At 37.7% G+C, this 13,235-nt stretch carries 13 protein-coding genes; all 13 read left to right on the forward strand.

The features are described 5' to 3' along the window. Positions 1 to 541 precede the first annotated feature (541 nt). The 13 genes from yabG (at position 542) to mfd (ending at position 13,205) form a co-directional block, all read left to right on the forward strand. Entirely contained in the window at positions 542 to 1,420 is an 879-nt protein-coding gene (gene yabG, locus ACFSCX_RS09980; RefSeq protein WP_377928074.1) for a sporulation peptidase YabG, read from the forward strand. Between the two features lie 234 nt (positions 1,421 to 1,654). Then, positions 1,655 to 1,927, forward strand: a complete 273-nt coding sequence (gene veg / locus ACFSCX_RS09985) for a biofilm formation stimulator Veg (protein WP_377928075.1) — start codon at positions 1,655 to 1,657, stop codon at positions 1,925 to 1,927. 90 nt (positions 1,928 to 2,017) lie between these two features. Continuing rightward, positions 2,018 to 2,191 carry a small, acid-soluble spore protein, alpha/beta type gene (locus ACFSCX_RS09990; protein ID WP_377928076.1) on the forward strand — a complete coding sequence of 58 codons (174 nt, stop codon included), beginning with the start codon at positions 2,018 to 2,020 and terminating at the stop codon, positions 2,189 to 2,191. 169 nt (positions 2,192 to 2,360) lie between these two features. Next, positions 2,361 to 3,230, forward strand: a complete 870-nt coding sequence (ispE, locus tag ACFSCX_RS09995) for a 4-(cytidine 5'-diphospho)-2-C-methyl-D-erythritol kinase (RefSeq protein WP_377928077.1) — start codon at positions 2,361 to 2,363, stop codon at positions 3,228 to 3,230. Positions 3,231 to 3,286: 56 nt separating this feature from the next. Next, positions 3,287 to 4,162 carry a pur operon repressor gene (gene purR / locus ACFSCX_RS10000; protein WP_377928078.1) on the forward strand — a complete coding sequence of 292 codons (876 nt, stop codon included), beginning with the start codon at positions 3,287 to 3,289 and terminating at the stop codon, positions 4,160 to 4,162. Continuing rightward, on the forward strand, positions 4,140 to 4,514 hold the full coding sequence (locus ACFSCX_RS10005; protein WP_377928079.1) for a RidA family protein: 375 nt from the start codon (positions 4,140 to 4,142) through the stop codon (positions 4,512 to 4,514). The genes purR and ACFSCX_RS10005 overlap by 23 nt, the downstream gene beginning before the upstream one ends. A 413-nt stretch (positions 4,515 to 4,927) precedes the next feature. Continuing rightward, positions 4,928 to 5,218 carry a septation regulator SpoVG gene (spoVG, locus tag ACFSCX_RS10010; RefSeq protein WP_377928080.1) on the forward strand — a complete coding sequence of 97 codons (291 nt, stop codon included), beginning with the start codon at positions 4,928 to 4,930 and terminating at the stop codon, positions 5,216 to 5,218. A 259-nt stretch (positions 5,219 to 5,477) separates the two neighbouring features. Beyond that, positions 5,478 to 6,851, forward strand: coding sequence for a bifunctional UDP-N-acetylglucosamine diphosphorylase/glucosamine-1-phosphate N-acetyltransferase GlmU (gene glmU, locus ACFSCX_RS10015; RefSeq protein WP_377928081.1), 1,374 nt, complete (start codon positions 5,478 to 5,480; stop codon positions 6,849 to 6,851). A 27-nt stretch (positions 6,852 to 6,878) separates the two neighbouring features. Then, positions 6,879 to 7,829: a ribose-phosphate diphosphokinase gene (locus ACFSCX_RS10020; protein WP_377928082.1), complete on the forward strand. Its 951-nt coding sequence runs from the start codon at positions 6,879 to 6,881 to the stop codon at positions 7,827 to 7,829. Positions 7,830 to 7,918: 89 nt separating this feature from the next. Then, positions 7,919 to 8,548: a 50S ribosomal protein L25/general stress protein Ctc gene (locus ACFSCX_RS10025; protein WP_377928083.1), complete on the forward strand. Its 630-nt coding sequence runs from the start codon at positions 7,919 to 7,921 to the stop codon at positions 8,546 to 8,548. A 159-nt stretch (positions 8,549 to 8,707) separates the two neighbouring features. Beyond that, positions 8,708 to 9,274, forward strand: coding sequence for an aminoacyl-tRNA hydrolase (gene pth, locus ACFSCX_RS10030; protein ID WP_377928084.1), 567 nt, complete (start codon positions 8,708 to 8,710; stop codon positions 9,272 to 9,274). 95 nt (positions 9,275 to 9,369) lie between these two features. Next, entirely contained in the window at positions 9,370 to 9,606 is a 237-nt protein-coding gene (locus tag ACFSCX_RS10035) for an anti-sigma-F factor Fin family protein (RefSeq protein ID WP_377928085.1), read from the forward strand. 65 nt (positions 9,607 to 9,671) lie between these two features. Then, positions 9,672 to 13,205: a transcription-repair coupling factor gene (mfd, locus tag ACFSCX_RS10040; RefSeq protein ID WP_377928086.1), complete on the forward strand. Its 3,534-nt coding sequence runs from the start codon at positions 9,672 to 9,674 to the stop codon at positions 13,203 to 13,205. Positions 13,206 to 13,235: the final 30 nt, after the last annotated feature.

Consider the following 13,235-nt stretch of genomic DNA (forward strand, 5'->3'; position numbering starts at 1 on the left):
AAGAAACTTCCATCAGTGAATTTTTCTGATGGGTAGTTGAACCAGTTGGAGTGGGATAACCTTAAAGGAGTAAATGGGCCAAAGCACACTTTTTAAATAGGAACATGTGCTATGCCTTAGGCTAAACGGGGCGCTTGCGCCTTTATCTTGTTTAATGTCTACTCTATACATAAGAAGGGTATTCATTCCACAATACTCGCTACTCTACTGATGTTCTGAACTCTCTAGTTTGGCACAGGTAACAGTCTTTCGGAAAGGTTCCTCTACTATTTGGGCCTCCTCATCTTATGTCTTTCGTGGTCTCCCCGAACTGGCTTCTTCCGCAGGAGTCTCGCGTTCTCTCCAAATTAAATACACAATGATCATTAACACAGCCTTTTATATACAAAAGACTGTCATCTTCATGCACTTTTTCCCTAATGAATCATAGGCTATGGATAGGATGATTATGAAAATAATTATAAGATACTGCCTAATTTATGTTGAAATACAATAAGTAATCTATAAAGAAATCCCCATAAACATATGGGAGGGAGAGGAAATGACAATCCAAGTTGGGGCCACGGTTGCTCGCTTATCATACAACTGCGATTTACTGTTTAGAGTTATTGAGATAAAGCATGATGACAAAGGGAATCAATTGGCTATGTTATATGGAGAGGATGTCAGGCTCATAGCAGACGCTCCATTTTCTGACTTAACACAGTTAAATGACCGTGAAATGACAAGGTATGCCACACAAGAAAAAGAGAAGCAGGAGCAATCCTTTAGCCTTTTTCAACAAGATTATTCCCTTATAAGAGAAAAGACACAATATAATGCAACGAATGGTTACGAGAATCAGTATGAATTTTTCCAAATGCCTGGTAGAGTGCTACATGTGGATGGTGATCCTACTTACTTAAAGAAGTGTACGGCCCTTTATGAAAAAATTGGCGTGCCTGTCTATGGGGTACATTGCAATGAACGGGAGATGCCTGAAAAAATTGGTCCATTACTAGAGCTAATACGTCCGGATATTCTTGTTATAACAGGACACGATGCTTATTCAAAGTCAAAAGGAAAAATATCTGACCTTAAGGCTTACCGGCATTCAAGACACTTTGTCCAAACGGTTATTGAGGCAAGAAAAAGGATTCCGCATTTAGATCAACTTGTGATATTTGCTGGAGCATGTCAATCTCATTTTGAGTCATTAATTCGTGCAGGAGCTAATTTTGCTAGTTCACCTTCTAGGGTAAATATTCATGCACTTGATCCAGTGTATATTGTTGCAAAAATAAGCTTTACACCGTTTATGGACCGAATCAATGTTTGGGATGTGGTTCGCAATACGTTAACTGGAGAAAAAGGTCTAGGGGGAATAGAAACTAAAGGTGTTTTGAGAACGGGTATGCCATTTAGAAGGCATGAGGATTAAAAAAGGACCTCTAATGAAAAGCATTAGAGGTTATTTACATTGATTATGAACGATATCCTCATAAATTCGACGAAAAATACATAAATCTGTTAAGAATAGACAAAATATATATGTTCGGTTCAGAAATTGTAGGTAATTAGTAATTGACAACGCTTTGTATTCACTGTTATAATTTATAATTTATTTGACTTTATTGGAACCGTGTGTTACTATTAACATAGCGAGGTGGAGTGAATGGGTAAAACACTGTTAGAAATTAAAAGAGCTCTTGATGGTAATTTAGGAAGACGCCTTACGTTGAAAGCAAATGGTGGGCGCAGAAAGACAGTTGAGCGATCAGGAATACTTGCTGAGACATATCCATCTGTTTTTGTCATAGAACTTGACCAGGACGAAAACTCTTTCGAACGTGTATCATACAGCTATGCAGATGTATTAACTGAAACAGTTGAACTAACATTTTTTGATGATAAAACAAGTGGTAGTGTAGCTTTATCAGGTCAGTAAACATATAAAATGGATAAAGAAGGTTCTATAATTTTCACGGCTCCTTTCCAATACTATTAATGTCGTAGTATTGGAAAGGAGCTGTTTATTTTGGGCAGAAGAAGAGGAATTATGTCAGAACCGTTTAAAGAGGAACTTGCAAAAGAGTTAGGGTTCTATCAGACTGTTCAGCGAGAAGGCTGGGGAGGCATTACCTCTAAGGATGCAGGTAACATGGTCAAAAGAGCGGTTGAGATTGCTCAAAGTCAACTAAAACAAAACTAGTAACAAGACAATAGCCTACGACAAAGTCGAAGCAAATATTTGCTTCGACTTCTTTTATTGAGAAAATTTCTTCAGTTTTGTTAAAAGTTGTCGAGTCCAACGTTTTGAGCTACTCATTTTATGGTACAATAACGTAATATATGGAAGTTCGAAAAAGTAGGTGACCTTTTTGAGATTGATGGTGAAAGCACCGGCCAAGATCAATCTATCCTTAGACGTATTGCATAAGCGTGAGGATGGTTTTCATGAAGTTGAGATGATCATGACAACCATTGATTTAGCCGATAGAGTGGAATTAACATTACTAAATTCTGACCAAATAAAAATTACATCTCATAACCGTTTTGTTCCAGATGATAATCGGAACCTAGCCTATCAAGCAGCGATGCTTTTAAAGAATAGGTTTCATGTATCAAAAGGTGTTTCCATTACGATTACTAAAACGATACCAGTTGCGGCCGGACTAGCTGGAGGAAGTAGCGATGCTGCTGCAACACTAAGAGGGTTAAATAAGCTGTGGGGCCTTGGTCTATCTATAGATGAGCTAGCTAAGCTAGGCTCAGAGATTGGCTCTGATGTGTCCTTTTGTGTGTATGGTGGAACGGCTTTGGCTACTGGACGGGGGGAGAAAATCCGTCATATTACTGCACCGCCTCATTGCTGGGTCGTATTAGCAAAGCCAACCATCGGTGTTTCGACGGGAGAAGTGTATGGACAATTAAATCTTGATAAAGTTAAGCACCCAAACGTACAAGCGATGATTACGGCTATTGAGCAAAAGGATTATAATGGAATATGTCATCTCGTTGGGAATGTACTAGAAGAAGTGACGCTAAAGTTATATCCAGAGGTTGCCCAAATTAAAGACCAAATGAAGAAATTTGGAGCAGATGCTGTTTTAATGAGTGGGAGTGGGCCGACTGTATTTGGTTTGGTCCATCATGACTCTAGAATGCAAAGGGTTTATAACGGTTTAAGAGGCTTCTGTGATCAAGTATATGCTGTTCGAATTCTTGGAGATCGAAATCAACTTGATTAAATCCGTATAAAAGTGGTATATTTACATAAAATATTCGGATTTTGGATGGTGACAAGATGAAGACAAAGCGTAGCGGTAGACTTGTCGATATGACGTATTATATGATACAGCATCCACATGAGTTAATTCCTCTAACTTATTTTGCAGAACGATATAAATCTGCCAAATCTTCTATTAGTGAAGATTTAGGTATTATTAAACAATCGTTAGAAGAGCAAGGTGTCGGGACATTAATAACGGTAGCGGGGGCAGCTGGCGGTGTGAAATACATTCCAAGACTTTCAAAGGAAGAAGCAAGTTCATTTGTAAACGAGCTTTGTGAGAGGTTTATTAAACCTGATCGTCTTCTTCCAGGTGGATATTTATATTTAACAGATTTATTAGGAAACCCAAAGCTTGTTCAACAGATCGGTCTTATGTTTGCATCTATATTTGCTAATAGAAAAATAGATGTAGTGATGACAGTTGCGACGAAAGGAATCCCATTAGCCTATGCGGTTGCCAATTTCCTTCAAGTTCCAGTCGTAATAGTAAGAAGGGACAGTAAGGTAACTGAAGGCTCAACAGTTAGTATTAACTACGTAACGGGTTCTTCTAAACGAATACAAACGATGGTACTTGCAAGGAGAAGTTTAGAGGTTGGTTCAAATGTATTAATTATCGATGACTTTATGAAAGCTGGCGGAACCATTAACGGTATGATCAGTTTATTGGATGAATTTAATGCTAAGGTTGCAGGTATAGGAGTATTGGTTGAATCCGAAGATATCGAGGAACGACTAGTCGATGAGTATTACTCATTAGTGCGACTATCAGATGTAAATGTTAGGGATAAATCTATTGAAGTTATACCAGGGAACTATCTAAATCATTATGACCAAATGACAATAATAGAAGGAGAGCTAGAGGATGAAAATTATCCAAACGAATAATGCCCCACAGGCGATAGGTCCTTATTCACAAGGCCTTATTGTTAACAATATGTTTTATAGTTCAGGACAAATTCCATTAACGGCTGATGGAGAAATGATTAGTAGTGATATACAAACTGAAACACATCAAGTGTTTAAAAACTTACAAGCTGTACTTGCAGAAGCTGGTGCTTCTTTAGAAACAGTTGTAAAAACAACTGTCTTTTTAAAGGATATGAATGACTTTGCGGAATTTAATGAAGTGTATGGCCTTTATTTTTCCTCTCATAAGCCAGCTAGGTCATGTGTTGAGGTTGCTAGACTTCCGAAAGATTCTAAGGTAGAGATAGAAGTAATCGCTCTAGTTAAATAAGAAAAAATACCTATCTTACATGAGATAGGTATTTTATTTTAAGTTAAGAACCTTGTGTTAGTTTTTACAATGTTACGGCTACATCCAGCTCCAGCGCCCAGTCAAGATGAAACGGCGACGATCTTTGCCATTTTCATCCTACTCGAGGGAAAAGAAATGTCACTTTCCTTGGTCAAATAACCTGTCATGAATAAAAGAGAAACTACCCTTTTTTTTATGGCAGAACATTCGCTCTGCCTTAGGCAAAGCGGGGCGCTTTGAGCCATTCGTTCCCCCTAAAAAAACCCTTTTAAAACAAAAAATGCTATTTTTTTACCAATTTTTCGAAAATTTTTTTCATATTAGCAGGAAATTGGAAAAATTCGTTGAATATTTTAACAAATGCTTTATTCAGGGAAAAGGTGGTGAACAGAATGGAAGTGACTGACGTAAGATTACGCCGCGTTAATACCGAAGGACGTATGCGAGCTATTGCTTCAATCACACTTGATCATGAATTTGTAGTTCATGACATTCGAGTGATTGATGGAAACAATGGTTTATTTGTGGCTATGCCTAGCAAGCGCACTCCTGATGGGGAGTTTCGTGATATCGCTCACCCGATTAATTCATCAACTCGCGGAAAAATTCAAGACGCTGTATTAGCGGAATATCATCGTTTAGGTGAGTTAGAAGTTGAGCTTGAAGAAGCTGGAGCATCGTAAATTAGATATGTAAAGGAACCTGTGTCAGTAGACCAGGTTCTTTTTATTTGTGTATAGTGAATGATTTCAGTAGCCTCATAGGATAAGCTTGAAAGTAGTTACATCCAAATATTACCTATAATATGTCAAATTAAAGACTTTATGGCATTATCTCAAACGTTGCATATATGTTTCCTTGAAATAACACACTATTTAAGATATATTCGATAGTGGATAATAAGGTCAACGGACCTTACTAAAGAATATTGGGGGGCTACTGATGACAAATCGTTTTGCTGTTGTATTAGCGGCAGGTCAAGGTACTCGCATGAAATCAAAATTGTATAAAGTGCTACACCCAGTTTGCGGAAAGCCAATGGTCGAGCATGTGATTGATCAGGTATCTTCAATTGGCTTAAATAAATTAGTCACTATCGTCGGGCACGGAGCTGAATTAGTACAATCATATATCGGAGATCGTACTGAATATGCTCTTCAAGAGGAGCAGCTAGGAACAGCACATGCTGTGATGCAAGCTAGTTCTGTATTAGAAGGTCAGGCAGGAACAACTTTAGTTATTTGTGGGGATACTCCTCTTATAACGGCAGAAACAATGGAAGCGCTATTGCGACATCATGAAGAAACACAGGCAAAGGCGACAATTTTAACAGCGCATGCTGAGGATCCAACTGGTTACGGACGGATCATTCGACAGTCTGATGGTGATGTTAAGAAAATAGTAGAACATAAAGATGCATCAAATGAGGAAAGAGCAATAAAGGAAATTAATACAGGAACCTATTGTTTTGATAACGAGGCTCTTTTTGAGGCACTAAAACAAGTATCAAACGATAATGTTCAAGGTGAATATTATTTGCCAGATGTTATCGAGATCATTAAAAATGCAGGTGAAACCGTTTCTGCCTATCAAACGGAGACGTTTGAAGAAACGTTAGGTGTAAACGATCGGGTCGCTCTTTCCCAAGCAGAAAAATTAATGAGAAAAAGAATTAACCATAAGCACATGGTTAATGGAGTTACCCTAATCGATCCTGAGCAAACGTATATTTCTCCAGATGCTGAAATAGGTAGTGATACAATCATTTATCCTGGCACTGTGATTTTAGGAAAATCCAATATAGAGTCTGACTGTATTGTTGGACCACATTCTGAAATTAAAGATTGTCAAATTGGCTCGTATACTGTCATAAAACAGTCTGTTGCCCACAACAGTTCAATTGGTAGTCAAGTAACCATTGGACCGTTTGCCCACATTAGGCCAGAATCTCATATTATGGATGAGGCTAAAATTGGAAACTTTGTAGAAATTAAAAAAGCTACCTTTGGCAAAGGTAGCAAAGCCTCTCATCTAAGCTATATCGGAGATGCTAATGTTGGAGACGATGTGAATATAGGCTGTGGTTCCATAACGGTTAACTATGATGGAAAGAAAAAATATTTAACTACCATTGAAGATGGTGTTTTTATTGGATGTAATTCTAATTTGATTGCACCTGTAACTGTTGGTAAGAATGCTTATGTAGCAGCAGGTTCAACCATCACTGATAACGTACCTGGTGAATCATTATCCATAGCAAGAGCGCGACAAGTAAATAAAGAAAATTATGTTAGTAAGTTAAAGAATAAAGAATAAAATTCCTAGTTGGAGGGTTTTTATCTCATGGCTCAATATTCAGATTCAAAATTAAAGCTGTTTACGCTAAATTCTAATCCTGCTCTTGCAGAAGAAATCGCAAAAGTCATAGGGGTAGAATTAGGTAAATCTTCTGTCTCTCGTTTTAGTGATGGTGAGATTCAAATCAATATCGAAGAAAGTATTCGTGGTTGTGATGTGTATGTTGTTCAATCAACAAGTGCCCCCGTAAACGAACATATTATGGAGCTACTTATCATGATTGATGCGTTAAAGCGTGCTTCAGCAAAGACAATTAATATTGTGATGCCATATTACGGCTATGCAAGGCAAGATCGAAAAGCAAGAGCACGTGAACCAATCACTGCAAAGCTAGTGGCTAATCTTTTAGAGACAGCTGGAGCTAGCCGTGTGATTACATTGGATCTACACGCACCACAAATCCAAGGATTCTTTGACATCCCAATTGATCACTTAATGGGTGTTCCTATTTTAGCGGATTATTTTGAAGGTAAAAACTTAAATGATATTGTCATAGTGTCCCCTGATCACGGTGGTGTCACACGTGCTAGAAAAATGGCTGATCGTTTAAAAGCGCCAATTGCTATTATTGATAAACGACGTCCAAAACCAAATGTCGCAGAAGTGATGAATATTGTAGGGAATATAGAAGGAAAAACAGCTATCCTAATCGATGATATTATCGATACTGCTGGAACAATTACATTAGCAGCGAATGCATTAGTAGAGAATGGAGCAAAAGAAGTGTATGCGTGCTGTACACATCCAGTTCTGTCGGGTCCAGCTATGGAACGTATTCAAAATTCTAAGATTGCAGAACTAGTGGTGACGAATTCGATTGCACTAGTAGAAGATAAGAAGAGTCAAAAGGTAACTGAATTATCGGTAGCCCCATTAATTGGTGAAGCTATTATACGTGTCCACGAACAGCAATCAGTAAGTACATTATTTGATTAAAACCGAATAGTTTGTTTAGATCTTCCTCCATTGGGAAAAGTATAATAGGACAACCTATTTATTCAAAACCGAATGGAGGAAGTTTTTTCATGGCTCAAGCAATGTTGAAAATGGAAGAAAGAACAAATTTAAAACATTCACAAAATCGTGTCATTAGAGAAAAGGGTAGTTTCCCTGCTGTTATTTATGGAAATAAACAAGCAAGTAAACCGGTTGCAATAGATAGCTCGGAGTTTATTAAGGTAATTAGAGAAGTAGGGAGAAATGGAATTTTAACCCTTACCGGAGCAGGTGAAAATGTTCAGGTTATGCTTCATGATCTACAGACGGACCCGCTAAAAAATGAGATTATCCACGCAGATTTTTATATCGTTGATATGAGTTCAGAGGTAGAAGTAAATGTAAACATCCATCTAACAGGTGAAGCAATCGGTGTTAAATCAGGAGGAGTCTTGCAGCAATCAATGCATGAGATTTCCGTTACAGCTCTTCCTTCTAACATACCAGCGTCTATTGATGTGGATGTAACTAGCTTAGATGTAAACGAAACGGTGTATGTGAAGGATTTACCAACAGGAAATTACACCATTAACCACGAGGAATCTCAAGTAATTGCGTCTATACTTCCTCCTAAGGTGGAAGAAGAACTAGACTCAGGAGAAACTCAAGATGGTGTCGATGAAACAAACGGTACTGAGGGTGACGAAGAAGAAAAATAGTCCTTAAAAATCTACCTTAGATAGACGTAACCAGTCTGGTTACGTTTATTTTTTGGCTTAAAAAGAAGGTATTTCCCCTCTAATTACGTATACTAAAGAGGGGAACTCCAATTTGGTAGAATAAGCCCCACAAGAAGAAATGAGGTTTTGGAGGTAAGTATGAAGGTTATTATTGGTCTAGGAAATCCTGGAAGGGAGTATGCTCAAACACGTCATAATGTGGGATTTATCACCATTGATGAGTTAGCGATGAGACATCAAATTCCCTTAGATAAAGAAAAATTTAAAGCACTTTATGGATCTGGTATCATGAACGGCGAAAAGGTAATTTTGTTAAAGCCTTTAACCTATATGAATCTATCTGGTGAGGCTGTTCGTCCTATCATAGATTATTTTAATGTAGATATTGATGATATTGTTGTCATATATGATGATTTGGATTTGCCAGTGGGAAAAGTACGTCTTCGTGCAAAAGGAAGTGCAGGAGGACAAAATGGTATGAAATCTATTATTCAACATATTGGAACACAAGAGTTTAAAAGGATTCGAATTGGTATAGGCAGGCCACAAAATGGGATGAAAGTACCTGATTATGTACTAGGGAAATTCGTAGGAGAAGATGTTCCAGCCATGGTTCAATCCATTAAAACAGCTGCAGATGCGTGTGAAACATGGATGAAGCATACCTTTATTGATGTTATGAACCAGTATAATTCAAAAGATTAACCGGTATTTTCTTATGTCTCTTACATACAATAATGAATAAGATTTCTTCTAAGCGTTCATAATATGAATAAAGGACTGCTAGGAGGAATATTTCTATGTCTATTCATTATAATTGCCGTCATTGTGGTGTAAATGTAGGAACAATTGATAGAATGTCATTACATAGTGAGCAATTAGGGTTTAACCAATTAAATGATGAAGAGCGTCTTGATATGATTACGTATCAGCAAAACGGTGATATTGAAGTGAAAACAATTTGTGAGGATTGCCATGAGGCATTAGATAGGAACCCTCATTATCATGAGCGTGAATATCATACATTTATTCAATAAGCTTTGGTAAAGCCAAAGCATTTTTCTATTTCATTATTAAGAACCATTGGAGAGGAGGGGTTGGATTGTTAGCACTTAGAGATCTCTTTGTACAAAACGATGATTTTCAGACAGTTATAGATGGCATAGAAGGAAATTTAAAGGAACAATTAGTAGCAGGGCTTTCGGGATCTGCTAGGACGATTCTACTTTCTTCTTTATATGCAAAATTAGATCAACCCCAGCTAGTTGTGACTCACAATTTATATCAAGCACAAAAGTTATACGATGATCTTGTTGAATTAATTCCAAATGAGGAAGTATTTATATACCCTGTGAACGAGCTCATTGCCTCAGAAGTTGGTATCGCCAGTCCGGAATTAAAAAGCCAAAGAATAGAAGTATTGAACTACTGGAGTCAGCACGAGAGAGGAATATTAATAGTTCCCATCGCAGGATTAAGAAGGCTCTTGCCAAAAAGGGAAAAGTGGTTACGGGCACAACAATCAATCCAACTAGGAGATGAGATTTCTATAGAGGAATTTTCAACTCTTTTAACTAAGCTAGGCTATGAACGAACATCTATGGTCGCGACCCCAGGAGAATATAGTATCCGTGGGGGAATTATTGATATCTATCCATTGACAGAGGAATCTCCTGTTCGGATTGAATTGTTTGATACAGATGTAGATTCAATACGAACCTTTGACATTGAAGATCAACGTTCTAAAGATAAGCTCACATCATTTTCGTTTGGACCTGCAACGGAAGTGCTGTTTGATGAAGATGAACTTACGTTAGGGACGGAAAGGTTAGAGAAAGGTCTTGCACAATCACTCAAAAAGCTTAAAGATGAGAATGCAAAAAAGTTATTAGCGGAACATATTTCATATGAATTAGAATTGTTGAAAGATGGCCAGATTCTACAACAAATGTTTAAGTATCTATCAATATTTTATAAAGAACCTGCTAGTTTACTAGACTATTTACCGAAGAACACCCTTGTGATTATTGATGAAATTAGCCGTGTTCAAGAGATGTCAGATACACTTGAAAAGGAAGAGCTAGAGTGGTACACCTCTTTATTAGGGGAAGGGGAAATCATTCATGACCTGTCATTATCTCATTCCTTTTTCCCTCTTATACATGGAACTGAAAAGGCTATTATTTATATTTCATTATTTTTAAGACATGTTCCACATACGAATCCCCAAAATATAGTGAATATGTCCTGTAAAGCTATGCAAACGTTTCATGGTCAACTAAATGTGTTAAAAACTGAGCTAGAGCGTTGGCAAAAAGCTCATTATTCTGTTGTGTTTTTAGGCGCGACAGCAGAGCGTGTAAAAAAACTAGACCGAGTGCTAACAGACTATGATATCGATGCCATGACCATTGGAAGCAACGATCCATTGCTAAAGGGAAAACTGCAAATTGTACAAGGTCGATTAAATGATGGATTTGAAATTCCAATGCAGAAGATCGCTATCATTACGGAAGAGGAACTGTTTAAGAAACAGCCACCTAAAAGAACACAGAGAAGACAAAAGCTTTCCAATGCAGAACGAATCAAAAATTACTCAGAATTAAAAGTGGGTGATTATGTTGTTCATGTAAATCACGGTATTGGAAAGTTCTTAGGGATTGAGACGCTCGAAATTAATGGCATTCATAAGGATTATATACATATTAAATACCAAGGAAACGATAAACTATATGTACCTATCGATCAAATAGATCAAGTGCAAAAATATGTTGGATCGGAAGGAAAAGAGCCGAAAGTATATAAACTTGGCGGGACAGAATGGAAAAAGGTAAAGAAGAAGGTTGAATCTTCGGTCCAGGATATAGCAGATGATTTAATCAAGCTTTATGCAGAAAGAGAAGCAAGTAAGGGTTATGCCTTCACTAAAGATGGGCATGAGCAGCAGGAATTTGAATCTTCCTTCCCATATCAGGAAACAGAGGATCAATTACGTTCCATTGAAGAAATTAAAGTCGATATGGAGCGGGAACGACCGATGGACCGGTTATTATGTGGTGATGTAGGTTATGGGAAAACGGAGGTAGCGATTCGTGCTGCATTTAAAGCGATTATGGATGGGAAACAAGTCGCCTTTCTTGTGCCTACAACCATTTTAGCACAGCAGCACTATGAAACGATTAGAGAACGTTTTCAAGATTATCCAATCGAAATTGGTTTGTTAAGTCGTTTCCGAAGTAAAAAGCAACAAACAGAGACGATGAAGGGGCTAAAGCAAGGTACAGTCGACATTGTGGTGGGGACACATCGCCTTTTGTCTAAAGACATTGAATATAAGGACATTGGGTTACTCATCATCGATGAAGAGCAGCGGTTTGGGGTGACCCATAAAGAGAAGATCAAACAACTTAAGACGAATATAGATGTACTCACTTTAACCGCTACTCCTATTCCACGAACACTTCATATGTCAATGCTTGGGGTTCGAGACTTATCTGTAATCGAGACACCTCCGGAAAATCGTTTTCCAGTTCAAACCTATGTAATGGAATATAACGGAGCATTAGTTAGAGAAGCGATTGAAAGAGAAATGGCAAGGGGAGGACAAGTCTATTTTCTTTATAATCGAGTCGAGGACATCGAGCGTAAGGCTGATGAAATTTCCATGCTAGTTCCAGATGCAAAAGTTACATATGCTCACGGTAAGATGAATGAAAATGAGCTCGAAAGTGTGATGTTAAGCTTTTTAGAAGGTGAAGCAGACGTTTTAGTAAGTACAACAATCATCGAAACAGGTGTAGATATTCCAAACGTAAATACGTTAATCGTGCATGATGCCGACCGTATGGGTCTATCTCAGCTATATCAGTTAAGGGGACGAGTAGGGCGTTCAAATCGTATTGCTTATGCATATTTTACTTACAAACGAGACAAGGTTTTAACAGAGGTAGCAGAAAAAAGATTACAGTCCATTAAAGAATTTACTGAGTTAGGTTCAGGTTTTAAAATTGCGATGCGAGATTTGTCCATTCGTGGAGCAGGAAATCTACTAGGAGCGGAACAGCATGGATTTATCGATTCTGTCGGCTTTGACCTTTATTCTCAAATGCTAAAAGAAGCCATTGAGGAAAGAAAAGGTGATTTAAAAGAAGAGAAGCCTGTTTCAGTTGAAATTGATGTAGATATTGATGCTTACATTCCAGATACGTATATCAAGGATGGAAGGCAAAAGATTGATATGTACAAGAGATTTAAATCTATTTCTTCTCAAGAAGATTTAATGGAATTACAAGAAGAAATGCTTGACCGTTATGGTGAATATCCAATTGAGGTTGAATATTTATTTAAGTTAACAGAGTTGAAACTGCTTGCGATAGCGGCTAAAATTGATAGCATTAAGCAAGTGAAACAAGATGTGACCATTTTATTGTCAGAACAAATGAGTCAGTTAATTGATGGAGCTAAATTGTTTATGGTTGGAAATCAAGTAGGAAAGTTTGTAGGGTTAGGTATGGAGAATGGGAAAGTGAAAATTGTGATCCATACGAAAGGACTTGCGGTTGAAAAGTGGGTTTCTTCGATTGAAACTTTCTTAGCAGAAATTCCACACCTGTTAAAAGAAGGTGTGAATGCGTAAGAAGGCAACTTCTAATCACAAGTTCGTTTA

Source organism: Bacillus salitolerans, assembly GCF_042680805.1.
Lineage (GTDB): Bacteria > Bacillota > Bacilli > Bacillales > SA4 > Bacillus_CJ > Bacillus_CJ salitolerans.